This window comes from Alistipes sp. (assembly GCF_048465575.1).
Lineage (GTDB): Bacteria > Bacteroidota > Bacteroidia > Bacteroidales > Rikenellaceae > Alistipes.
The window spans coordinates 13,545-37,850 of record NZ_DBFWLG010000026.1 but is presented as its reverse complement, the minus strand read 5'-3'; the positions used below and the strand labels follow the sequence as shown (position 1 = coordinate 37,850).

The following is a 24,306-nucleotide window of genomic DNA, read 5'->3' as shown; positions in this document are numbered from 1 at the left end:
GTTGATTCAATTCATTTCTGCCCATGTCATTCCGGCATAGGCCTTGTCGGCCAGTTCCTTTTCGGCATAGCTGATCGTGCGGCGCAGGCCCTCGGTGAGCGGGGTGTGCGGCGCCCAGCCCAACTCGCGGCGGGCTGCCGAAATATCGGGTGTCCGGCGCGGAGCGTCGTCCGAGCGCGCTTCGGTATGGACGATGCCCGACTTGCTGCCCGTCAGGGCGATGATCTTTTCGGCCAGCGCACGGATCGAAATTTCGTGGCTGCTCCCGAAATTGATGATGCGGGTCTGATCGGCCGGCGGAGCCTCCATCAGCCGCACCAGCCCGTCCACGATGTCCTCGACCCAGCAGAACGTGCGCATCTGTTCGCCGCTGCCGTTGATCTGAATATCGCGGTTCTGCAACGCCGCCACGATCATCTTCATCACCACGCGCTGATCCATCAACTCGGCGCCGCTGCCGTAGGTATTGTAGATGCGGGCGATGCGCGTGTCGACGCCGAACTCCTCCTGGTAGGCGCGGTGCAGCGCCTCGGCGGCCCGTTTCCCCTCGGCCAGAATCCGGTGGGTCGAGCAGGCTGCGGGCTCCGAAGCGATGTCGCGGAAGAGCGAGCCGTAAATGTCTCCGGCCGAGGCCAGCAGGACGCGGGCATGCTCGGTACGGGCCGTATCGAGGGAGTTGATGGCGCCCAGCACGCTCACCTTGAGCGTCTCGACCGGGAGCGCCTTGTTGTAGCGCACCATCGAGGGCGAGGTGAGGTTGTAAATCCGCTCGCAGCGTATGGCGAACGGGTTGATGACATTGTGGTGCACATAGCGGAAAGAGGGGTGCTGCAAGACGTTGCGCAGCAGCGGGGAGTTGGCGGCGTCGCGGATATCCACGCAGAACACTTCGTGCCCCTCGCCCAGCAGACGCAGACACAGGTGGGTGCCGATGAACCCCACGCCGCCCAGTACGACTATTCTTTTTTGCATCTTACTCCTTTTTGCGGGAATAAGAGCAAAATCTATTCCACAAAAAGGGCTTTCGGGAGCTCTGCAATGCTGTTTATCGTGACGACCTCGATGCCTTTGGGCCGCTTGGAGCCTTTGCCGAGGTAACCCGAGACGATGATCCGTCTGAAGCCCAGCCGCGCGGCTTCGCTGATGCGCTGCTCGGTGCGGGGTGCGGGGCGCACCTCGCCCGAGAGGCCGATTTCGCCCGCGCAGCAGACACCCTCCGCCACGGGCCGGTCGTAGTAGGAGGAGATCACGGCCGCCACCACCGCCAGGTCCAGCCCCGGGTCGGCGACGCGGAAGCCGCCGGCGAAATTCAGAAAAACATCCTTCTGAAACATTTTCAGCCCCAGACGCTTCTCCACGACGGCCAGCAGCATGTTCATCCGCCGGGCATCGTAACCCGTCGTCGAACGCTGGGGCGTGCCGTAGGCCGCGCCGCTCACGAGCGCCTGCACCTCGATCAGATAGGGGCGGATGCCGTCGGCCGAAGCCCCTACGGCGATGCCGCTCAGCGGCTCCTCATAATGAGTAAGGAGGATTTCGGAGGGGTTGTCCACCCCGCGCAGCCCTGTGTCGAGCATCTCGAAAACTCCGATTTCGAATGTGGCGCCGAAACGGTTTTTGATGCCGCGCAGGATGCGGTAGATGTTATTGCTGTCGCCCTCGAACTGGAGTACCACGTCGACGATGTGTTCCAGAATCTTCGGCCCCGCGATGGTGCCGTCCTTGGTGATGTGGCCGATCAAAAGGATCGACGTGCCGGTCGACTTGGCGTATTTGAGAAGCGTCGCCGCGCATTCGCGTATCTGCGACACGCTGCCCGCCGAGGAGTCCAAGAGGTCGGTATAGATGGTCTGGATCGAGTCGACGACCACCAGATCGGGCTGTTCGTGGGCGATCTGTGCCACGATGTTCTCAAGCAGGGTCTCGGGATAGACCAAGCACTCGTCGTTGCCGATGCCGATGCGCGAGGCCCGCATCTTGATCTGCTCGGCCGACTCCTCGCCCGAGACGTAGAGCGTCTTCAGGCCGTTGGCCGCCAGCGCGATTTGCAGCGAGAGGGTCGACTTGCCGATCCCCGGTTCGCCGCCGATGAGTACGAGCGAGCCGGGAACCATGCCGCCGCCCAGCACGCGGTTGACCTCCGTATTGCCCAGGTCGAGGCGGCGGTGCTCGCTTTGAACGATGTCGCGCACGCGCTGGGGCTTGGCTGCGGGCAGCGCCCCGGCCACCGCGGCGGGCACCGAGCCGCTCTCGCGGGCGACGATCTCCTCCGTGAACGAGTTCCACTCGCCGCACGAGGGGCAGCGCCCCAGCCACTTGGGAGCTTCGAAGCCGCAGTTCTTGCAGAAAAATGCCTTTTTGACCTTTGCCATATCAGTAACGGTCGTGTGTGGTGTATTCGCGGCGCACGACGCGCGTGACGCCTGCATCGGGGTAGAGCGCCCGGTAGTGTTCGGTCAGCGTCACGCTCAGCAGCGCCCGCTGCCCCTCCTGGGCGGCGTAGGTCGTGACGGCGCAGGTGTAGTCGTTCTCCCCGAAGAGGAATTGCAGATCGGTCTGTCCGGGTATCTTGAGGAACGATCCCGCGATCGGCGCCTCTTCCGCATCGGGGTAGACCGTCAGGCGGCCGCCGTTGTGTTCGACGAAATCGAGGACATAGCGCCCGCCGGCCCGAACGGGCGCGGAGGCCAGGACATCGGCCCGGATCTCGGCGACGAGCGGGTCCTCGGGCGGCTCGGGGTCGCCCTCGCCGGCTGGTTCGGGAGTTGCGGCCGAGACGGTCACCTCGGCTTCGACCCGGACAACAGGGTAGACCGTCGTGTAGTAAACCTCCGAGTCGTCGCAGGCCGTCGGTGCCGCCAAGGACAGCAGGAGAGTGATATAGAGCGGTGTTTTCATCGTTACAATCCCAAATCTTCGTCGATCAATACCACCAGCACCCGGCCCGCGGGGTGGCAGCGCAGCATCTCCATCCGCGTGTTGCAGATGCGGTCCGGCGAGTTGCACTCCATGCAGACGCCCGTCCGGATGCAGGGCGTGCGCCAGTCGGGGTGGCGTGCCGCGTTCTGCGGCGCGGCGATGCGGCGGATGCGCTCCTCGGCCTCGGCTCGGTCGGCGACGATCTTGTTGCGGCCCGCGACCAGCACCACCTTGCGGGGCCCGAACGCCACGGGGGCGATGCGGTTGCCCACCATGTCGAGCCAGTGGAGCGTGCCTTCCGACGTCAGGGCGTTGACGCCCGTCAGAAAGAGGTCGGCCATCAGCGCCTGCCGCCGGATTTCGAGCCGCTCGGGGCGCGGCATGGCAGGGTCGAAGCCGTCCAGGAACGTCATTGCGTCCTGGCTGCGGAGCCAGTCGAGCATGCCCGTCGCGCGCAGGGTCATCGAGTCGCCGTACGACACCAGCCCGGGCCGCTCGGCTTCGACGGCGGCCCGCAGCACGGCGAACGCTTCGGCCGTGTCGCTTACGACCGCCGCTTCGAATCCGTGGCGGCGCAGAGCCGCGGCGCAGGTTTCCAACTTTTCCATCGCGTGCGCCCTATTTGATGAAGAAGCGGTAGATGTCGTTGCCGTTGGCATAGAGCAGCAGGAAAAGGATGATGACCAGCCCCACGTACTGCGCCCCCTCCAATACCTTGTCGCTCACCTTGCGCCGCGTGACCATCTCCCAGAAAGTGAAGATGGCGTGGCCGCCGTCCAGCCCGGGGATCGGCAGGATATTCATCACCGCCAGGATGATCGACAGAAAGGCCGTCTTCATCCAGAAATCCTCCCAGTTCCACTCCGAGGGGAAGATGCTGCCGATGGCGATGAAGCCGCCCAGCTCCTCGTACATTTTGGTCTTGGGCTGCACGATCATCTTCAGCTGATCCCAATAGGAGGAGATCACCTGTCCCGTCTTGCGGATACCGGCCGGGATCGATTCCCAGAACGTGTAGTGCTGCGTGCGCAGGGTGTAGGGCGAGGCGGCGACCACGCCGATGCGGCCCTCGTCCGAGACGGGAACCGTCAGCTCCTCTGTCCTGCCGTCCGCCCGCAGCACCGTGAGCAGGACCTGCTGCCCGGCATGTGCCTTGAGATACTGCTGGTAGACGGGATATTCCGCGTCCTGCAACTCATTGATAGCCACCACCTCGTCGCCCGGGCGCAGAGCCGAGGCCGTATCGTAGACCACGCTGTCGATCAGAAAGGGGATGCGCAGCGAGAGAAAATCTTCGTAGCCTTTCTCCTGCCGCATGGCGATCAATTCGCCCAGGGGCAGCGTCAGCGCCACCTGCTCGCCTCCGCGCTCGACGACCACCTTGCGGTCGCCCTCGGTTAGAATCAGCGCATTGACTATTTCGTTGATGTTGTCCACCTCCTCGCCGTCCACCCGGAGGATGCGGTCGCCGTCGTGGAAGCCCAGGCGGTGCCCAGACTCATTGAAATTGTAGCCCCAGCGGGCGTCGGCGTTCGAGAAATAGGTGTCGCCCCACGTGTAGCAGATGCCGCAATAGATCACCACGGCCAGCAGGACGTTCATCACCACGCCGGCGATCATCACCAGAAAGCGCTGCCAGGCCGGCTTGGCCCGGAACTCCCAGGGCTGCACGGCCTGTTTCTGGTACTCCTTGTCCATCGACTCGTCGATCATGCCGGCGATCTTGACGTACCCGCCCAAGGGGAGCCAGCCCAGCCCGTACTCGGTATTGCCGCGCCGGAACTTGAAGAGCGAGAACCACGGATCGAAAAAGATGTAGAATTTCTCGACGCGGATGCGGAACACCCGTGCCATGATGAAATGCCCCATCTCGTGAATGCCGATCAGGATGGTGAAGCAGAGGAAGAACTGAATGATTTTGATAAGTATGTCCATCTTGAAAATTGGTTACAGGGATAGAAAAGCCGCGGCCTGCGTTCGCGCCTCGGCGTCGGACCTGGCATAGTCGTCCAGGGAGGGAGCGGCCGTGAAAGAGGTGTGTGCGAGGGCGTGTTCGATTGTGCGCACGATGTCGGTCCAGGCGCAGCGGCGGGCGAGGAACGCCCCTACGGCGACCTCGTTGGCGGCGTTCATCGTGCAGGCCGCCGTGCCGCCGCGCGCGAGGCAGTCGTAAGCCAGATCAAGTGCGGGGTACTTTGCGCGGTCCACCGCCGAGAACGTCAGCGAGGGGTGTTGCAGGAAATCGAAGCGTTCGCCCGGCCGGTCGGCCCGGTCCGGGTAGAGCAGCGCGTAGCTGATCGGCAGGCGCATGTCGGGCGAACCCAGCTGCGCCTTGACGGCACCGTCCTCGAACTCGACCATCGAGTGGACGATCGATTCGGGATGGAGCAGCACATCGATCTTCGAAGCCGGGGTGCCGAAGAGCCAGTGGGCTTCGATCACCTCGAACCCCTTATTCACCAGAGTCGAGGAGTCGATGGTGATCTTGGCGCCCATCGACCATTGCGGGTGGCGCAGCGCCTGCTCGACGGTGACATGGGCCAACTCCTCGCGCGGGAGGTCGCGCAGGGCACCGCCGCTGCACGTTATGAGCAGCCGCCGCACGGGCGCCCGCTCGCCCTGCAAGCACTGGAAGATCGCCGAGTGCTCCGAATCGACGGGCAGGATCGGCGCCCGGTGCTCGGCGCTCAGGCGCATGACATGCTCGCCCCCCACCACGAGCGACTCCTTGTTGGCCAAAGCGAGCTTCTTGCCCTTGGAGAGGGCTGCGACCGTCGGGGCCAGCCCCGCATAACCGACCAGCGCATTGACCACCACGTCCGTATCGCCTCCGGCGGCCACCTGCGCCACGGCCTCCTCGCCGGCGTAGACCTTGGTGTCGGTCCCGGCGAGCGCATCGCGCAGCGGCTGGTAGAAGCGTTTGTCGGCGATGACCGCCGTGTCGGCGTCGAACGCGCGGGCCTGCGCGGCGAGCCGCTCCCAGTTTTTACAGGCCGTAAGGACGCGCACCTCGAAACGGCCGGGATTTTCGCGCACGATGTCGAGCGTTTGCACGCCGATGGAGCCGGTCGAACCGAGCAGGGCTATTCGCTGTTTCATGTGCATCAGAAAACGATGTATCCCTCCGGGTCGACGGGCTTGCCGTTGTTCCAGAGTTCGAATTCGAAAAGGCGGACCTCGCCGTCCGAGGCCTCGGCGTTGTAGCCGACCAGTTCGCCCGAGCGGATGGTCTGCCCCGTGGTGACGAGCGACTGCGAGAGGTTCTTGTAGATCGAGACCAGATTGCCCCCGTGTTGAACGAGGATGACCCAGCCGGAATCGGGGGTCCAGAGGCTCTGGATTACCGTGCCGTTGTCGATGGCCGTCACGCGGTCGCTCGCGGCGGCCGCGATGCGCACCCCGAAGCGCCCCTCGCGGATGTCGAACCGCTCGGTGATGATCCCCTCGACGGGCGTCACCAGCTCCATCGACTCGCGCAGCGAACGGCGCGACGCCGCGCTGCGCCCCGTGATGGCATAGGGGCCGTCGCCCTCCATCTGCGCCCTCAGAAGCGAATCCTCGGCCGAGGGCATCACCAGCACCTTGCTCGCGCGCGTGCTGTCCGACGAGGGAATCGTGCGCGCCACGGGGCTCTTGCCCTCCAGAATCAGGGCGATGTTGTCGTTGTAGGTCATCATGTCGTTCATCATGCGCTCCATCGAGTCGAGTCGGATGATGCTCTGTACCAGATTCTCGCGCGAGCGGTCGGCCTCGGTGCGGTAGCCGGGCAGGAACTCCAGCACCGGGGTGTAGGCCACCAGCGTCAGCACGAGGATGAAGAGCAGCAGCACGAACGACACCAGCGCCGCCACGATACCCGCGGGCGAGAGGTGGACGTGCCACTCCTCGGTGCGGTCCGTGGCGTTGAGCATGTTGAAGCGGCGCTTGCGGAAGAATCCGCGCCACCGGGCCTCGGTTTTTTTCAGAAATTCCATTTTTTTCGAAAATGCGGTCGACATTCCGGACGGGCGCACCGTTTGCAGCGGCCCGGTACATTTGCACAAAGATAGCCAATTTTGCAGAAATCCTTTGCGGATCGCTCCGAATTTTTTAACTTTGTGGTCACTACGACTCAACGCATAAAACAGCTAAAAAGTATGGTTAAACCGACATTACTGGTCCTCGCCGCGGGCATGGGTTCGCGCTACGGCTCTTTGAAGCAGATGGACGGAGTGGGCCCCCACAACGAGGCCATCATCGACTATTCGGTCTACGACGCGATCCGTGCCGGCTTCGGCAAGGTCGTCTTCGTCATCCGCCACTCTTTCGAAAAGGAGTTCCGCGAAATCTTCACCCCGGAACGCTTCGGCGGACGCATCGCCGTGGAGTTCGTCTTTCAGGAGCTGGACTACCTGCCCGAGGGCCTTACGGTCCCCGCGGGACGTGTAAAACCCTGGGGTACCAACCATGCCGTGATGATGGCAGCCGGGGTCGTTCGGGAGCCGTTCGCCGTCATCAACGCCGACGACTTTTACGGCGCCGAAGCTTACAAGGCCATCGGCGACTACCTTGCGCAGCTCGACGGCTCCCGGAACCGCTACTGCATGGTCGCCTACGACCTGAACCGCACGCTCTCGGAGAACGGCACCGTGTCGCGGGGCGTCTGCGCGGTGGATGCCGAGGGCAATCTGGTGTCGATGGTCGAGCGCACGCAGATCGAGCGGATGTCCGACGGGCGGATCGTCTTCCACGACGGCGGTGCGGACGAACCGCTGGCCGAAGACACGCCCGTCTCGATGAACCTCTTCGGCTTCACGCCCGACTATTTCGCCTATTCGGAGGCCTATTTCCGCACGTGGTACGAAGCCAACAAGGAGAATATCAAGGCCGAGTTCTACATCCCCACGATGGTCAACCGCCTGATCGGCGACGGCACGGCTTCGCTGCGTGTGCTCCGCTCCGCGGCCCAGTGGCACGGCGTCACCTACAAGGAGGACAAACCCGCCCTGATGGCCGCCATCCGCCGGATGATCGACGAGGGCAAATACCCGGAAAAACTCTGGGAGTAAATCATGAATTCACAATTCAGAATTCACAATTCATAATTTTTCCGGACACAAAAGGAATGTCATTCTGCGCGTTAGCGAGGAATGACATTTCTTTTTGCTCCTCTCATTGCCTGCGTCACTGTTTCGATCCCTGACCCCGGTGGATGGGTGCAAACGAGTGAAAAGTGAAAGGTGAAAAGTGTCCTCGACCCCCGAGCAACATCGAGGGGTCGCCGATCGATTCTTTTCATTCCAAACGCATGCGAGGAATCTTCCGCTGGGTGTTTGCCCTGCGACCCCTCGACTGCGTTCGGGATCGAGAATCTTTCACCTTGCCCTGCGACCCCTCTCGACCGGGCTCGGTGATCGCCCCTCGACTGCGCTCGGGGTTCGAGGCAGCGGCAGTCGCAGCCACCTCCGGCGGAGGAGTGCAAAACCGGCTCGAAAGCGGAAAGACTGTCTGCTGCCCTCAGAACGGGGTCTTACGCCCGCGGCTGGCTACGGGTTGCAAGACGGATAATTATGAATTGTGAATTTTGAATTGTGAATTAATCCAGAAACCCCTCCCGGACCAGCTGTTCGCGGATGCGGACCCAGTCCGCTACGGGGTGCTTCTCCCCCTCGATGAAGCGCAGGGGGCAGCCCAGCGAACTGTCGTCGATGTAGAGGTTGGCATACACTTTCGGCGATGAGGTCCACGCCGCCTGCCGGGGGTTGGCATTCACGGCATAGAGCGGGATCTCCCGCTCGCGGAACCATTCTACCGCCTCGTCCAGGAGCCGGCCGCTGCGCATCGAGTAGAGGATCAGCCGGCAGCCGTTGGCAACCAACTCCCGCAACACGGGTTCGGCCCCGATCTCCTCGCCGATCTGCGGGTAGGCGTGCGTGACGACCGTGCCGTCGAAATCGACGGCTATGAATGCGTCGTGGATAGCCATTATCGTTTGATTCGGAATAGTTTGCGCAAGAAATTTCCGATCCGTTTGCGGTAGCTCGTCGGCTGGTATTCGTCGCTTTCGCCGTAGGTGTAACCGTATCCGTAACCATACCCGTATCCATATCCGTAGCCATATCCGTAGCCATGACGGCGCATCCGCGTGCCGTTCAATACGATACTCATGTTGTGGAGCTTTTTTTCGCGGTAGAGCCGCTCGATGTCGGGCAGCTGCCGCCGGTCGAGCACGCCCTCGCGCACGATGTAGATGCAGAGGTCCGTGAGGCGGTCGGTGATGATGGCGTCGGCGACCGCCATGGCGGGCGTGCTGTCGATAAAAATATAATCGTACTGCGTGCGCAGTTGGGCGACGAGTTTATCGAGCTTGTCCGACAGGAGCATCTCGGTGGGGTTGGGCGGTTGAATACCCGCATAGATCACGTCGAGGTTCTTGTGGATTTTAGTGCGTGCGATCAGCTCCTCCTCCGGAACCGTCCCCGCCAGGAAACCCGTGATGCCCTTGCGGCTGTTGCCGTGGCCCAGCTGGGTCGAGAGGGCGTGCCGGCGCAGGTCGAGGTCGATGAGCAGCACCCGTTTTCCCGCCATGGCGAATGTCATGGCCAGGTTGGTGGCTACGAACGTTTTGCCGGCATGGGGATCGGACGAGGTGAACAAGACGCACCGGATTCCGTCCCCGGCCGAAACGTTCATGAATGTCATGTTCGACCGCAGCATGCGGAACGCCTCGGACAATGCGTCGCGTCCTGTTTCCCGAACGACGATGCCCTCTTTGGCCTCGGTTTCGGAGTAGGGTATGTCTCCCAGGAAAGGCGCGCTGACGGCGTGCTCGACGTCCTTGCGGCTGCGGATGGTCGTATCGAGCATGCCGATCAGGAAGAGCAGCGCGAACGGGATGGCCAGACCGGCGATGAGCGCCACGCCCAGGATCATCATCGTCTTGGGCGAGACGGGGGCGTTGCTGCCGTAAGCCGTGTCGATGATGCGCGAGTTGCTCTCGGCGACGGCGTAGTTGAGGTGCGTCTCCTCCTGTTTGTTCAAGAGGTAGAGGAACAGTTCCTCCTTGATCTTCTGCTGGCGGGTGATTCCCAGAATGGCTTTCTCCTGCGAGGGCATGGCCGCGATGCGGACGTTGGCCTCCGACTCCTCCTTGCGCAGGGCGTCGCGCTGGATTTCGAGCGTCGAGATATGCGAGTCGAGCGAAGCGATGATCGAGCGGCGCACCGAGGCCAGCATGTTGTCGAGGTCCTGGATGACGGGGCTGCGATCCGAACTGTTCTCCAGCAGCTTCTCGCGCCGCAGGATCGCCTCGTTGTACTCGGCGATCTGCGACGAGATGGCATTGCTGGTGACCGACGCCATCATCGGGATCAGCTCGCCGGCGTGCGCGGGGTCGTCGAGGTAGGAGCGGATGAACTCCGCGACGTTGATCTGGTTCTCGACCGAAAGGCTTTCGGTTTTGTACTGCGAGCTCTCGGCGACGCTGCGGGCGGCCTGAGACGTCAGGTCGATCATCCGGTTGTCTTTCTTCAGGTCTGCGATGTTGCGGTCGACGTCGCCCAGCTCGCGGCCGATCACCTCCAGGCGGTCCTTGATGAAATCGGCCGTGGTGACCGATATGCGGCGCTTGTCCTCGATCGCGTCTTCGTTGTAGACCGCCACGAGCGTGTTGATAACGTCCTCTGCGCGCCGTGGCACCGTGTTGTTCATCGAGACGGTGACGATCGACGCCTGCTTGTTCGGCACGTCGCACCGCACCGAACCGCGGTAGGCGCTTGTCATAGCCGCCAGCGAATTTTTCCGCACCGTAACGGGCGTGCCGAGGTAGGCCGGAGTCATGTAGAGGGTCTTGCGCACGACCAGCTGCCCTACGGGCGAGGAAATCGTGTCGCCGTAGCGCGCCTCGATCACGCGGCGGCTCTCCTGCTTCGAGACGAAAGCGTCCGAGAAATCGGTCAGCCGCACCCGCTCCTCGTCGAGCGGTGTCAACTCCATCGAGAGCGTCTGGTTGTCGTTGTCGTTGATGAAATCGACCTCCAGGGGCGAACAGCCGTAGAGGTCGCGGTCGCGCAGCCGTTCGCGGACGGAGTAGTTGACCGTCAGGTTGAGCCGTTTGACCACCTCGCCCATCAGGCGCCGCGACTGGAGGATGTAGATTTCGTTGTCCACGTTGCGGCGATTCTGGAACCCGGCCAGGTCGCTGAACGCCGCGATTTCGGTGTCGCCGCCCTTGCGGCTGTCCTTGACGAGGATGGTGGCCGTGCGGGTGTAGATTTTGGGAGTCCGGGCCAGGTAGAAATAGGCGATGCCGAGGCACAGGAGTACCGAAAGTACGAACCAGAACCAGTTGGCGATGACCAGCTGGATGATGTCGTGGAGCGTGATGGCGCCCGCGGTTTCTTCCTCTTCGAGAGGGTGTTGCGGATTGAGTGGCTGTTCGGTCATGTCGGGCGGACTATTTGGTGAGGGTGATGATGAGCGTGGCCACGGAGATCGCCGTGCCGACGAGCGAGAGGTAGAAATTGCGGTTCTGGCTGATCTCGCCCGACTGTGCCTTGTACTTGTTGGGCTTGACGTAGACCACGTCGTTCTGCTGGAGGTAGAAAGCCGGGGAGTTGAAAATCTCCTTGGACGTGAGGTCGACGTACTCAATGGTCCGCACCCCGTCCGCCTCGCGCGTGACAGCCACCTCGTTGCGCACGCCGTAGACCGTCAGGTCGCCGGCCATGGCCAGGGCGTCGAAGATAGTGACGCGGTCGCGTTTGATGTCGAACTGTCCGGGGTGCGCCACCTCGCCGAGAACCGAGATTTTCAGGTCGGCGAATTCGACATTGACCGTGGGGTCGTTGATGTAGCCTCCGGCCGCGATCTTCTCTGCGATGATCCGGCCCAGTTCGCTTCGGGTCGACCCCTTGGCCTCGACCTTTCCGATGACGGGCATGTCGATCGTGCCGTTCTCATCCACCGTGAAGATCTGAAGCGACGACGAACCGCTCGCTGACGTGGTGGTTCCCGACAGGGAGGTGAACGACGACGAGGAGTTGAACGGCACGGCCAGCTCGGGGTCTTTGCTGTTGACCACGATCGTCAGCCGGTCGAGGGGCTTGATGCGGATCTGGCCGTTGCGGGCGATCTGTTCGGGGGTATAGGGTTGGGCGTCCTGGAGGTACCAGACCCGCTTCTGCGCTGCGCACGAGCACAGAAAGGCGGCCGCAGCCAGGATGGCGAATAGTCGGAACTGCTTCATTTGGTCAAGGCTTGATAATTGCGTGCAAAGATAGTAATTATTTCGCAAAACTTAAAACCGTTTGCCGGGTCGTTTTGCCCTCTTCGGTTCGGTTTGTTGCGGTTTGTGTCGCCCGGTGCGGCATTTAGGGGAAAAAGTCGTACATTTGGCGGCCGAAACCCGCATTTGTCCGGTGGCCGGATGGTCCGGAACCGGAGTCGGATATGGAATTTTTAATTTTTAACTTCATCATTAATTTTATGATTCATCCCGAGTGGAGCTACCAGGCCGTACTGTATGAGATGAACGTGCGTCAGTTGACGCCCGAGGGCACGCTGCGGGCCGCTGCGGCTTTTCTGCCCTCGCTGAAAGAGTTGGGTATCGACGCTGTGTGGCTCATGCCCGTCTATCCCATCGGCGAGCGCGACCGCAAGGGGAGCCTGGGCTCCTACTACTCCATCCGCGACTACTGCGCCGTGAATTCCGAGTTGGGCACGATGGCCGATTTCGACGATTTCGTCGCCCGGGCCCACCGCTTGGGCATCCGCGTTCTGCTGGACTGGGTGACCAACCACACCTCGCGCGACGCGAGGTGGGTAGCCGAACAGCCCGCGTGGTACGAGCGCGACGCCGCGGGCGAGCCGCTCGTGCCGTGGGACTGGAGCGACACGGCCAAGCTCGATTACGCGAACCCCGAGGTGTGGGAGGCACAGGCCGAAGCGATGGAGTTCTGGCTTCGGGAGCACGACGTGGACGGCTTCCGCTGCGACATGGCGATGCTGGTCCCCGTGGCGTTCTGGAACCGCACGGTGCCCCGCCTGCGCCGCGTGAAGCGCGACCTGTTCATGCTGGCCGAGGCCGAGGAGCGCAACCTGTTCGACGAGGGGGCGTTCGACGCCTGCTATGCCTGGCAGATGCACCACCTGCTGAACGACGTGGCCCGGCAGCGGGTGCGCGTCACGGCGCTGAGGGACTACATCTACGCCGACCGCGAACGCTATCCCCGCTCGGCCATGCGGCTGGCGTTCACCTCCAACCACGACGAGAACACCTGGAGCGGCTCGGAGTTCACGCGCATGGGCGACGCCCGCGAGATCATGGCCGTCTTCACGTTCGTCGTGCCGCGCGGGCTGCCGCTGATCTATACGGGTCAGGAAATCGGCTACGACCACTCTTTCGCGTTCTTCGACCGCGACCCGATTCCCGCCTACCGGACCAATTCGTTTACGGATTTCTACCGCCGGCTGGCCGCCATGCGCCACGCCAATCCGGCTCTTGCCGCCGGCGAGCGGGGCGGCGAGATGATCGAACTGCGCAACAACGCCGAGGACTGCCTGATGACGCTGGTCCGCGAGGTCGGGGGCAACCGCGTCGTCGCGCAACTGAACCTCTCGCCCTGGACCATCCAGACCGACTATTACACGGGCATCTACGCCGGCATGTACACCGACGCCCTGACGGGTGCGCCCTACGAACTGCGCGGCCATGTCGACGAGATCATGGCGCCCTGGAGCTACCGCATCCTCAGGCGGTAATCATGGCGTCTATTTCGTAAGCCTTTACCCCGGATTTGGGATTTCACTAATATTATTTGCAAACAGAAAAAAGCAAAATACTTTTCGTATATTTGACACATGGGAATGGATTTTACGATTGTGAAATTTTATATCTGTGAAATATGAAAAGTTTTTTCTTCACTTTGTTGATTCTTCCGTTGACCTCCTGCAACGATCTCCCGGTTTCTATTACCGAACCTACTCAAGAGACGGAAGAACAAGATGCAGGTAAAATCCTGTTGACACGCTCCGTATCAACTTTTTATTTCGATTGGGAACATGTCGACTGGATGCCTACGCCTGCGGGCCAATCTCAAATTACTACTCCCTGGATCGGACAGGGGGCTTTGAGTTGCGGTCTGGACGTAATCAATGACCACAAGTCCAAACACGGTTGGGAATTGTTGTACAGTACATTCGATCCCAATGCTCGGGGTCCTTTGCAAAATCCCTATTTTATTCTTTATAATAAATACAGGGGGATCATGCGGATTTTTATTTACCTGACTACCCAATTCGTGGCTACCTCTACTTATATCGAAGATTGCATTGCAGTCGAAGGTGCGAAGACATCGCTATTGAATTTTATGGGAGACGACATGATCGATGTGTCTCTATATAAAACGGCTTATACTCAGTTGCAGCCTAAATCGGATGGCAATTTCCCGTTGTCTACGAACAAATGGTATATGATGCAGTATGAATTGGCCTACGATCCGAATACGACTGAGTTGACGAACGACCTGATCAATCTGAGGTGGTCACTGAAATACTACGATGTCCAGGAAATGAATCTGGGAGGACAGCAACAAGGCTCGATTAACGGAATCATCGGGGCTTCGACGTCCGGTTCCAATTCATCCCTGATAAACCTGTTTCAGACGGCAGGAGCGGGCGTGCTGGCCGGGGTGGGCAAGAATTGGGTCGCAGATAATACGATCAATGAATCAACGGGTGAAAATTCGCTGGGACTTCCCAATGCCGTTTTCAAAGATATCTCTTCGGGAATTTCCAAGGCTTTGACCACCTCTGTCTCGGACTTTCCGGGTGTCGTCATTAAATTCCTCAGCGGAATTTTCGGAGGATCCGGAGTGACCGCTGTTCCGGTAAATCTGACCATGAAAACGACCATCGAACTGACCGGTTCCATTACCTCCGGAGGATCGTTTCCGTCCAGCCCGACTGCTTTATGGGTGCCCGGAACCGATATTTCCGCGGATGCGTACGGCTTTGTTCCATATTACAACAAACCGTTGGGTGTAGTCAATCTCACGGCTAAACCCTCGTTGGATTTACGATGCGATTACAGGGAACAATGGGAACCGGATGAACCGTTCGATTCGGGACAAATGCTGCTTGTGACCTATGAAACGTTATATATGCCCGAATCCATCGACTTTTCCGAATTTTTGATCTTCAATCCCGTAGTGTTGCAGATTGCCGATGTAACAATTGAAAAGCAGGATCTTATCGTCGTTGAGGATCAGGAACGGGTGCTCATAAATCCGACCATGCCGTACTGGTCCATTCGCGGATCTACTTTCTTTGACGAGGAAATGCCGTCCTTGGATTTTGGGGTGCGTTTTACATTGAAAGTCACTCCCAAAGACGGTTCTCCGGAATCGATTATCGTAAAGACGTTCCAGCTTAATCCCCATTATGTGTGATAAGGAAAAGGATGCTTTTCTGAACAGGGATTTCAAAGGAAAGAAACAAATTGACTTTGGCGTAATTTTTTCTGGTAATTTTCGTAAGTTTGCCGAGCCTATGAGAAGATTGCTGATCGTTTGTTTGCTGCTGCTGCCGTTTTCGGCAGCGCTTGCGCGCACTTACCGGGTGGACGAGGTGCCCAATGTCCAGCTCGGGGACCGCACGCGCTACGTTTCCAATCCCGACGGCATCCTCTCGGCGTGGGCCGTGGCGCGCATCGACTCGCTTTGCGGCGCCCTGCGCACGCAGGGGATCGCCCAGGTGGCTGTGGTGGCCGTCGACGACATTGCCGGCGGCGATCCTTTCTCGTTCGCCATCGACCTTTTCTCGGCATGGGGCGTCGGTCGCGCGCGGGACAACAACGGCCTGGGCGTACTGCTGGTCAAGGATCTGCGTGAGATTCGCTTCGTCACGGGCGGCGGTCTGGAGGGTGTCTTGACCGATGCCCTTTCCAAACGGATACAGACCCGCTACATGCTCCCCGATTTCCGCCGGGGCGATTACAGCGCCGGCATGGTGGCGGGCATGACGGCCGTGGCGCAGCTGCTCGAGGGCAGCGAGCTCGACCTCGGCGTGGCGGACGAGGCCACGGACGACCTGCCGGCCTGGACGGTCTTTCTGATCGTCCTGGGCTTCATGGTCATTCCGCTGGGCGTGCTCTTTCTGCTCTACGTCCATAACAAGCGCTGTCCGCGGTGCAAGTCGCTGGCCCTCGAACTCGACTCGCAGCGCGTCCTGGAAAAGGGGCCGCACTACGACCTGGTTGAATATACTTATGTCTGCCGCAAGTGCGGCTACACGCTCACGCGCAAGGGAAAGACGGGCCGCGACAACGGACTGGGCGGCGGCCGGGGCGGAGGCATGATCCTCGGCGGTGGCCGCGGTTTTGGCGGGTTCGGCGGCTCGAGGGGCGGCGGCTTCGGCGGCGGATCGTTCGGCGGTGGCGGCGCGGGATCGAGGTGGTAAACAGCAAAAGTTAAACAATCAGGATATGAAAAAATGGATTTGGATAGGCGTAGCGGTCGTGGTTGCGATCTTCTTCTACGCGACGTACAACGGTTTTGTCAACCGGGAGGAGGGGCTTAACACGGCCTGGGCGAATGTCGAGACGCAGTACCAGCGGCGCGCAGACCTGATTCCCAACCTGGTCAACACCGTCAAGGGCTATGCCGAGCACGAAACCCGTACGCTCGAAAGCGTCACCGAAGCGCGAGCGCGCGCCACGTCGATCAACCTCACGGTCGAAGACCTCACGCCCGAGCGGCTGGCCGAGTTCCAGCAGGCGCAGGCAGAGGTGCGTTCGGCCCTGGGGCGTCTTCTGGCAATTTCGGAGAGCTACCCCGACCTGAAAGCCAACCAGAATTTCCTGGAGCTTCAGGCGCAGCTCGAGGGCACCGAGAACCGGATCGCCGTAGCCCGCAAGGAGTACAACAACGTGGCGCGTGCGTACAACGTAGCGGTCCGGCGTTTCCCGGCCAACCTGGTCGCCAAGCTCTTCGGCTTCGATCAGAAGCCCTATTTCGAATCTTCGGAGGGCGCCGCAACCGCCCCGACGGTGCAGTTCTGAGGTGGCCTCCGCCAAAACCCGCGGCTACGTGCTGGGCGCCGCAGCCGCCGCCTGCTATGGACTGAATCCGCTCTTCACGCTGCCCCTCTACCGCGCGGGCATGACGACCGATTCGGTGCTCTTCTACCGCTATGTGCTGGCCGTGGCGATGCTCGGAGCGCTGATGCTCTTCCGCCGCGAGTCGTTTGCGTTGCGACGGGGTGATTTACTGCCGCTGGCGGCGATGGGACTGCTCTTCTCCACCTCGTCGCTGCTGCTCTTCGAGAGCTACCGCCACATGGATGCAGGCGTGGCTTCGACCATTCTCTTCCTCTATCCGGTGCTGGTGGCCGTCATCATGGCCGTGGGATTTCACGAGCGGACCTCGCGTACAACGGTTCTCTCCATCCTGGTGGCTTTCACCGGGGTTGCGCTGCTGTGTCAAAGCGGAGACGGCCAGTCGCTGAGCCTTTGGGGTGTGGTCCTGGTCTTTTTCTCGTCGCTCTGCTACGCCATTTATATCGTGGGGGTCAACCGCTCGTCGCTGCGCGACCTCTCCACGGCGAAACTGACTTTCTATGCCCTGCTCTTCGGACTGGTGCTCTATGTCGTGCGGCTGCGGTTCTGCACCGATCTGCAAGTCGTGCCCGCGCCCGGACTCTGGATAGACGCCCTCTCGCTGGCGCTGTTTCCGACCATCGTGTCGCTGGTTGCGATGGCTGCGGCGATCCGGCTCATCGGCTCCACTCCCACGGCGATTCTGGGGGCGCTGGAACCCGTCACGGCTCTCTTCTTCGGTGTAGCGGTCTTCGGCGAACGGCTCACGCCCCGCATCGTGCTGGGGGTAATGTTGATTCTGACGGCCGTTACGCTCATCATTGCCGGGAAATCGCTGCATCGGCCCCATTTCCGCTTCCACCGCGCACGCTGACGCATCACATGGCGTGCTTGATCCCCTTGCGGATGAGCAGCACGTTCACCGGCAGCGAGACCACGAATCCGAACGCCATGGCGATCTGCATCATGAACCAAAAGGTGAGGGAGGTGCGGGGCAGCATCGCGCCGCCGTTCAATACGAAGATCACCACGGCCATCCAGCCATACATGCCCGCCTGCCACGCCGTGAGCGACAGTATGTCGGCCTTGGCGGCGCGCCGCACGACCTCCGAGCGCGGCGTCTTCGGCTCCATGCCGCGGATGGCGGCGTACTGGAATCCGATACCGAAAACGAGCGCCAGGAGGTAGTCGACGACCCACGATCCGGCCACCAGACTGCCGCCTATGGCCACGGGTACGAAATAGAGGAACCACTCGCCCAACAGATCGGCCAGCGTACACCCCGCTCCGCAGTGGAGCGTCGAAAGCACGACCGACTGCCAGCGGGGTTTGGCGGAGGATGGCTCCATTCCCGGCATGTTCATTCCCGGCATGTCCATTCCGGACATGTTCGTCCCCTGCATGTCCATCCCCTGTATTTCCGTTCCCGGCATCTCTATTCCAGCCATCGTCTCTTTCCGTACGGCCGTCCGCTCGCTTCTCATGCCCTCCATGTCCATAGAGTCCATCTGTCCGGCCGCGGTCTGTGCATGCGTCGTCATCGCTCCCGACTCATGTGCGGACCTTGTTCGGTCCGCAGTCCCGGCGTGCGAGGTCTCGTGCGCTGCGGTTCCCTCGCGCTTTTCCCGCTCGGCGAGATTGCACCGCCGTGCCCGCCCGAAAGCGTAGTAGGCTTTCAGGGCGAATACCCCGGCCCACAGCCCTGTCAGAATCCAAACCCAGTTCATGATGCGCATCGGCTGGCGGCACGAGCGCAGGTCGGCGGCGATAACCAGCGCCGAGCCGACGCCGATCAGCAGGAATACGGCGGCGATATAAGGGAATTGCTGCATGGAAGAGCGTTTTTTCTCCCATGCAGCAATTCGCGTACCGTTCGGGCGGCGGGGTAGTCCATTGTGTCCGCCGTGACGGTGCGTTCCGCCCGGACGGCCGAACGAAACGGCTTGCCGTTTCTGCCGCTACATGCGGCTCTTTTCGCCGGCCGAGCCCGCTTCGACGGTTTTGCGCTTGAAAGCCTTTCCCGACTTGAAATTGTACGTCAGACCGATCCGCAGCTGGCGGCCGCTCCACGGCTGCGCCATATCGACCAGCCGAACGAACCCGTCGCCTGTGGCCCCGACATGCTGCGGCCGGCCGGTCAGGTTGCGCCCCTCCACCGAGAGGGTGAACCGTTCGCCGAAGCGCTTTTTGACGCCTGCGTGGAGAAAGTGCATCGGTTCTACCCAGCAGTTGCCGAACTCGATCCGGCTCTGGTAGCGGTAGGAGAGGTCGATGAAGAAATTCAGGGGTAGTGTGAACGTAGTCGAACCCCCGGCATAGAGCACGTTTTGAAAGGTCTCCGCAGCGTGTACGTCGGGGCGGCGTCCCTGTCGGATGTAGTTGCCGCTGAGGTTCAGCTGCCACCAGGGGGTCAACTGGAACGGCAGGTTGGCCGTGAGGTAATAGCTTCGGGTGGAGTCGAAATTGACCCACGCGACGCACAGCAGGTCGGGGTTCTGCGGGTCGGGCTGCATGACCTGCTCGATCTCGCCGGTCTGGAACAGCACGCCGCCCGTGAGCGTGTATTTGTGTCCCATCACCATTGTCAGACTGACGTCGTGCTTGTAGGAGGGGTCCAGCCCGGGGTTGCCGATCTGGTAGGTGTAGTCCGAGAGCTGCATCCGCCGGGGCGTGAGGTGCCAGAAATTCGGCCGCGAGATCGTGCGGGCATACTGCGCCACCAGTGCGTAGGCGCCGTCCTTGGAGAGCGCCCACGAGAGGTTGGCGTTGGGAAAGAGGCTGAAATAGCGCTGCGACACGTCGCCCGTTTTGCCCTGGGTGTAGGTGTACTCCCCGCGCAGCCCGGCCACCAGACTTACCCGTCCGAGGCTGGCCGAGACGATCCCGTAGGCCGCCCCGATGTGCTCCGTATAGTCGATCCGAAAACTCTGGTTGTCGTTGCGCTGCCATGCGTCGTCCTGCCGGAATTCGTAGAGTGCGTCGTTGCGCATGTCGTTGAACGTGTACTTGGCGCCAGCCTTGAGCGTCCAGCGGGGCGAAAATTTCTTTTCGAGCGCCAGGGTCAGGGCCGCAATGGTGAAGCTGCTCAGGGTGTTGTCGCGGTAGAGCGAGTCGCGCACGCGCTGCTGCTCGGTCAGGCGGCTGAGGTTGTCGTTGCCGATGCGCGTACGGCGGTAGGCCAGATCGCCCAGCACCTTGAGGGTCGATCCCAGCGTGTCGATTTTCCAGATGTAGTTGGCCGTGCCCTCGTATCCGTTGGCGAGGTTGTAGCCGTCGTAACGGCTCAGGGACGTGAGGGCCGTTTCGGCCTCCAGATCGGTCCTCGACGAGTTCCCGGTCTCCTCGCTGCCGTGGTAGTAGGAGAACTCGGCACCCAGCGAGTGGCGGTCGCTCAATTCGTAGATCGCTCCGAGCGTACCTCCTCCCGTGTAGTCGTGTTCGATCATCTCCGAGGCGGCCCGCAGCGTCTTGTCGCTCGCTGTGTAGCGGGTGTTTTCGTCGGTCAGGATCGTTACATTTCCCAGATAACCCCATGCCGAGGCGTTCACGTCGAGCCGTCCGACGTGGTAGCTGACGTTCCCGCCCGGGGAGTAGGTGTTGCTCAGCCGTCCCTGGTCGGTGCGTATCGAGAGCGAACCCTCGACGCCGTTTTCGCGCCGTTTTTTGAGCGTGATGCGGATGATGCCGCTCGACGCGCTGGCGTCCTGATCGGCGCCTGCGAGGGGCACCACCTCGATCTTCTGTATCTGCTCGGCCCGGAGCGAGCGCAGGTAGGAGATCAGCTGATCGGGCTCCATCCTCAGTTCGCGGTCGTTGATCCAGACTTTCGATCCCGTCTTGCCGTTGATCGAAATTTTGTCCTTGTCGATCCAGACGCCGGGCGCGCGTTCCAAAAGCTCGATACCGTCCTTGCCGATGGCTGAGGGGGCATTGGCCACGTCGACGATGAATCGGTCCGCCTCGCGGCGGATCAGCTGCGCCTTGACCACCACGCCCTCGATGGCCGTGGCCGCGTTGCGGAGCACGATGTCGCCCAGGTCGTTCCGCTCCTCGACGCGCACCGTGCGGCGCACGGGGTCGTAACCCAGGTACTGCACCGAAAGGGTGTACTCGCCCGAGGGAACGTCGAGCCGGAAGCGGCCCCCCTCGTCGGTGGCCATCCCCACGACCTGCTCTTCGCCCCGGAGCAGGACCACTGTGGCGAACTCGACGGCTTTCCCCTCGTCGTCCACCACGCGGCCAGTGGCCGGGAAGAGGTGTGCCGCCGTTGCGGAGGCGATGGCTGCGGCGAGGAAGATCGAAGAGAGAATAATTTTTTTCATCTATACTGTTTTTTTGATAATCTGCGTTGCATTTTATTTGACGGTGCAAAGATATGTAAAATTATTTATACTGTGCAATACATAGTACTAAAATTTTGCCAAAAAAGTGTTTCGATCGAAAATCCTGCACCCTGCGTGGGGTAGCTGCCTCTTTATTATATAAGGTACAGTCGAAATTTTGTTGAAAACTCCCTCCCGGCAGGGTGGATTTCCCGGGAAATATTCCTAAATTTGCAGATTGAATTAATATGGCGAATTATCCCCCGATGGCTGGCGACACGCTTTCGGAGCGCTTCGGCAGCGCTTTCGAAAGGGGGCCGGCCGATCTTCGGGCGAATGCGAGCCATCACTGAAAAGAGATATGTTAAGCGTCCTCTATTACATTTTTCTGGTCCTGCTGTGCACCTTTTTCATGGTCCTTTCGGCCGTGGCACTGGTCGTCTCGTGGCCGTTCGACAAGGCGCGCCGGGTGGTGCACGAGCTATCGCGCATCCTGGTGCGCACGTTCTTCTTCATCCCGCCCCTCTGGCGGCAGCGGGTCATCGGGCGCGAGCTGATCGATCGCCGCAAGAGCTACGTGATCGTGCTGAACCACAATACGGTAATCGACATTCCGGCGCTCTACTACCTGCCGCTCAATTTTCGGTGGGTCTCCAAACGCGAGGTCTTCCGGGTGCCTTTCTTCGGGCAGTTCCTGGTGTTGCACGGCGACATTTGCATCAACCGGGGCCGTGCCGCCGAGGCGATGGAGCAGCTCGTGCGCGACGGCAAACTGTGGATTTCGCGCGGCGCTTCGGTGGCCGTCTTCCCCGAGGGCACGCGCTCGCGGGACGGGGAGATTCACCGCTTCAAGGCCGGGGCCTTTACGCTGGCCCGCGAAGCCGGGGTGGAGATTCTGCCCGTGGTGCTGGACGGCACCGCGACCCTTATCCGCAAGAACGGCCTCTTCAACTGGCGCAACCGCATCACCCTGCGCGTATTGCCCCCGGTGCCGGCCGCCGAGGTCGCCGCGACCGACCCGCACGCGATGATGGAGCGTGTACACGACGCGATGTGCGAGGCGCTGAAAGAATTGAGAATTAAAAATAAGAATTAAAAATTATCCATACAGCGTGGCTGAATTACTCAATAGCAAACCCGACGACAACTACGGCGACGACGCCATCGTAACCCTCTCGCCCCGCGAGCACATCCGGCTCAGGCCGGGCATGTACATCGGCAAGCTGGGCGACGGCACGCAGGCCGACGACGGCATCTACGTCCTGATCAAGGAGGTGGTCGACAACTCGGTCGACGAGTTCATCATGGGCGCCGGGCGTCAGATCGACATCTCGATCGAGGACAACGTGGTGCGGGTGCGCGACTACGGGCGCGGCATTCCGCTCAAGTCGCTCTCGGCGGCGGTCTCGGAGATGAACACGGGCGGCAAGTACGGCGGCTCGGCTTTCAAGAAAACGGTCGGTCTGAACGGTGTGGGCGTCAAGGCGGTGAACATGCTCTCGAGCGAGTTCACGGCCCGCTCGGTCCGCGACGGCGAAGCCCGCACGGTGACCTTTGCGCAAGGGCTGGAGCAGAGCGACAAGTGGGAGACGGGCGTTCGGGAGAAGAACGGCACGCTCATCTCGTTCCGCGTCGACGAAGAGGTATTCGGGCAGTACTCCTATAATTTGGAGTACGTCGAGCAGATGATCCGCAACTACACCTACCTCAACCTCGGCCTCACGTTCATTTTCAACAGCAAGAGCTATGTGTCGAAAAACGGCCTGCTCGACCTCCTGAACGAGAACATGACCGAGGAGCCGCTCTACGCCCCGATCCACCTCTCGGGCGACGACATCGAGGTGGCCATCGCCCACGGCACGGGCTATGGCGAGAGCTACTTTTCGTTCGTCAACGGTCAGTACACCTCGCAGGGCGGCACACACCAGGCGGCGTTCCGCGAGGCCATCGCCAAGACGGTCAAGGAGTTCTACCACAAGGACTACGACCCCTCGGACATCCGCACCTCGATCATCGCGGCCATCTCGGTCAAGGTGACCGACCCGGTGTTCGAGTCGCAGACCAAGATCAAGCTCGGCTCCAAGGAGATCGAACCGGGCGTCTCGATGCGCAATTTCGTGATGGATTTCCTTGCGAAGCACCTCGACGATTACCTGCACAAGCACGCCGAAACGGCGCAAATTCTCCAGAAAAAGATCGTCGAGAACGAGAAAGAGCGCAAGGCTATCTCGGGCATCCAGAAAAAGGCGCGCGAGACGGCCAAAAAGGTTTCGCTTAACAACAAGAAGCTGCGCGACTGCAAGATCCACCGCACCGACCGCAACGAGTTGGCCGAGCAGTCGATGATCTTCATCACCGAGGGCAACTCGGCCTCTGGTTCGATCACCAAGAGCCGAGACGTGCGCACGCAGGCGGTCTTCTCGCTGCGCGGCAAGCCGCTCAACTGCTTCGGGCTGACGAAAAAGGTGGTCTACGAGAACGAGGAGTTCAACCTCCTGCAAGCCGCGCTCAACATCGAGGAGGACATGGACAACCTGCGCTACAACAAGGTCATCATCGCCACCGATGCCGACGTCGACGGGATGCACATCCGCCTTTTGATGATGACTTTCTTCTTGCAGTTCTTCCCCGACGTGATCCGGCAGGGACACCTCTTCGTGCTTCAGACCCCGCTGTTCCGCGTGCGCAACAAAAAGGACACCCTCTATTGCTATTCGGAGGAGGAGCGGCAGAAAGCCGTCTCGAAATGCGGCGCCAACGCCGAGATCACGCGCTTCAAGGGGCTTGGCGAAATTTCGCCCGACGAGTTCAAGGAGTTCATCGGCGAGGGCATGCGGCTCGACAAGGTACGCATCACCAAGGACGACCCGATCCACGACCTCCTGGAGTTCTACATGGGCAAGAACACCTACGAGCGGCAGGGCTTCATCATCGACAACCTGCGCATCGAGGAGGACCTGGTCGAGCAGGACCTTATGCTCAATTAAGAAT

General features: G+C 61.0%; 20 protein-coding genes. 8 read left to right on the top strand and 12 right to left on the bottom strand.

Annotated features, from left to right (window positions below; translation table 11 throughout):
- Positions 1-6: 6 nt before the first annotated feature.
- The 7 genes from ACMQ11_RS07805 to ACMQ11_RS07775 are packed head-to-tail and all read right to left on the bottom strand — an operon-like array spanning position 7 to position 6,893.
- Positions 7-972, bottom strand: a complete 966-nt coding sequence (locus ACMQ11_RS07805; protein WP_418992203.1) for a GDP-mannose 4,6-dehydratase — start codon at positions 970-972, stop codon at positions 7-9.
- Positions 973-1,004: 32 nt separating this feature from the next.
- Positions 1,005-2,372 carry a DNA repair protein RadA gene (gene radA / locus ACMQ11_RS07800; protein ID WP_418992202.1) on the bottom strand — a complete coding sequence of 456 codons (1,368 nt, stop codon included), beginning with the start codon at positions 2,370-2,372 and terminating at the stop codon, positions 1,005-1,007.
- Position 2,373: 1 nt separating this feature from the next.
- Positions 2,374-2,898, bottom strand: a complete 525-nt coding sequence (locus ACMQ11_RS07795; protein WP_418992201.1) for a hypothetical protein — start codon at positions 2,896-2,898, stop codon at positions 2,374-2,376.
- 2 nt (positions 2,899-2,900) lie between these two features.
- Positions 2,901-3,527: a lactate utilization protein gene (locus ACMQ11_RS07790; RefSeq protein WP_418992200.1), complete on the bottom strand. Its 627-nt coding sequence runs from the start codon at positions 3,525-3,527 to the stop codon at positions 2,901-2,903.
- A 10-nt stretch (positions 3,528-3,537) separates the two neighbouring features.
- Positions 3,538-4,854 carry an RIP metalloprotease RseP gene (rseP, locus tag ACMQ11_RS07785; RefSeq protein ID WP_418992199.1) on the bottom strand — a complete coding sequence of 439 codons (1,317 nt, stop codon included), beginning with the start codon at positions 4,852-4,854 and terminating at the stop codon, positions 3,538-3,540.
- Positions 4,855-4,866: 12 nt separating this feature from the next.
- Positions 4,867-6,018 (bottom strand): 1-deoxy-D-xylulose-5-phosphate reductoisomerase, encoded by a 1,152-nt coding sequence (locus ACMQ11_RS07780; RefSeq protein WP_418992198.1) that lies wholly within the window; start codon positions 6,016-6,018, stop codon positions 4,867-4,869.
- Positions 6,019-6,023: 5 nt separating this feature from the next.
- Positions 6,024-6,893: a murein hydrolase activator EnvC family protein gene (locus ACMQ11_RS07775; RefSeq protein WP_418992197.1), complete on the bottom strand. Its 870-nt coding sequence runs from the start codon at positions 6,891-6,893 to the stop codon at positions 6,024-6,026.
- A 162-nt stretch (positions 6,894-7,055) separates the two neighbouring features.
- On the opposite strand from ACMQ11_RS07775, the gene ACMQ11_RS07770 reads away from it, so the two are divergent.
- Complete coding sequence (locus ACMQ11_RS07770; RefSeq protein ID WP_418992196.1) at positions 7,056-7,967, top strand: nucleotidyltransferase family protein; 912 nt, start codon at positions 7,056-7,058, stop codon at positions 7,965-7,967.
- Positions 7,968-8,494: 527 nt separating this feature from the next.
- On the opposite strand, the gene ACMQ11_RS07765 is transcribed toward ACMQ11_RS07770, so the two are convergent.
- The 3 genes from ACMQ11_RS07765 to ACMQ11_RS07755 are packed head-to-tail and all read right to left on the bottom strand — an operon-like array spanning position 8,495 to position 12,145.
- The gene (locus ACMQ11_RS07765) at positions 8,495-8,884 is read right to left on the bottom strand and encodes a hypothetical protein (RefSeq protein WP_418992195.1); all 390 of its coding nucleotides are present in this window, start codon (positions 8,882-8,884) and stop codon (positions 8,495-8,497) included.
- On the bottom strand, positions 8,884-11,343 hold the full coding sequence (locus ACMQ11_RS07760; RefSeq protein ID WP_418992194.1) for a GumC family protein: 2,460 nt from the start codon (positions 11,341-11,343) through the stop codon (positions 8,884-8,886). Before ACMQ11_RS07760 ends, ACMQ11_RS07765 begins: the two co-directional genes overlap by 1 nt.
- Positions 11,344-11,353: 10 nt before the next feature.
- Positions 11,354-12,145, bottom strand: a complete 792-nt coding sequence (locus ACMQ11_RS07755) for a polysaccharide biosynthesis/export family protein (RefSeq protein ID WP_418992193.1) — start codon at positions 12,143-12,145, stop codon at positions 11,354-11,356.
- A gap of 239 nt (positions 12,146-12,384) precedes the next feature.
- On the opposite strand from ACMQ11_RS07755, the gene ACMQ11_RS07750 reads away from it, so the two are divergent.
- From ACMQ11_RS07750 to ACMQ11_RS07730, 5 genes are all read left to right on the top strand, one after another.
- Positions 12,385-13,659: an alpha-amylase family glycosyl hydrolase gene (locus tag ACMQ11_RS07750; protein ID WP_418992192.1), complete on the top strand. Its 1,275-nt coding sequence runs from the start codon at positions 12,385-12,387 to the stop codon at positions 13,657-13,659.
- Between the two features lie 143 nt (positions 13,660-13,802).
- Positions 13,803-15,347 carry a hypothetical protein gene (locus ACMQ11_RS07745; RefSeq protein ID WP_418992191.1) on the top strand — a complete coding sequence of 515 codons (1,545 nt, stop codon included), beginning with the start codon at positions 13,803-13,805 and terminating at the stop codon, positions 15,345-15,347.
- Between the two features lie 100 nt (positions 15,348-15,447).
- On the top strand, positions 15,448-16,356 hold the full coding sequence (locus ACMQ11_RS07740) for a TPM domain-containing protein (protein WP_418992190.1): 909 nt from the start codon (positions 15,448-15,450) through the stop codon (positions 16,354-16,356).
- A 25-nt stretch (positions 16,357-16,381) separates the two neighbouring features.
- Positions 16,382-16,957 carry a LemA family protein gene (locus ACMQ11_RS07735; protein WP_418992189.1) on the top strand — a complete coding sequence of 192 codons (576 nt, stop codon included), beginning with the start codon at positions 16,382-16,384 and terminating at the stop codon, positions 16,955-16,957.
- A 1-nt stretch (position 16,958) separates the two neighbouring features.
- Positions 16,959-17,867 (top strand): DMT family transporter, encoded by a 909-nt coding sequence (locus ACMQ11_RS07730; protein WP_418992188.1) that lies wholly within the window; start codon positions 16,959-16,961, stop codon positions 17,865-17,867.
- A 4-nt stretch (positions 17,868-17,871) separates the two neighbouring features.
- On the opposite strand, the gene ACMQ11_RS07725 is transcribed toward ACMQ11_RS07730, so the two are convergent.
- Together ACMQ11_RS07725 and ACMQ11_RS07720 are read right to left on the bottom strand one after the other, a co-directional pair.
- The gene (locus ACMQ11_RS07725; RefSeq protein WP_418992187.1) at positions 17,872-18,825 is read right to left on the bottom strand and encodes a DUF4396 domain-containing protein; all 954 of its coding nucleotides are present in this window, start codon (positions 18,823-18,825) and stop codon (positions 17,872-17,874) included.
- Between the two features lie 126 nt (positions 18,826-18,951).
- Complete coding sequence (locus ACMQ11_RS07720) at positions 18,952-21,315, bottom strand: outer membrane beta-barrel protein (RefSeq protein WP_418992186.1); 2,364 nt, start codon at positions 21,313-21,315, stop codon at positions 18,952-18,954.
- A gap of 361 nt (positions 21,316-21,676) precedes the next feature.
- Here ACMQ11_RS07720 and ACMQ11_RS07715 point away from each other — a divergent pair, with 361 nt between their 5' ends.
- Together ACMQ11_RS07715 and ACMQ11_RS07710 are read left to right on the top strand one after the other, a co-directional pair.
- Positions 21,677-22,411 (top strand): lysophospholipid acyltransferase family protein, encoded by a 735-nt coding sequence (locus tag ACMQ11_RS07715; RefSeq protein WP_418992185.1) that lies wholly within the window; start codon positions 21,677-21,679, stop codon positions 22,409-22,411.
- A gap of 16 nt (positions 22,412-22,427) precedes the next feature.
- Positions 22,428-24,302: a DNA topoisomerase IV subunit B gene (locus ACMQ11_RS07710; protein WP_418992184.1), complete on the top strand. Its 1,875-nt coding sequence runs from the start codon at positions 22,428-22,430 to the stop codon at positions 24,300-24,302.
- Positions 24,303-24,306 lie beyond the last annotated feature (4 nt).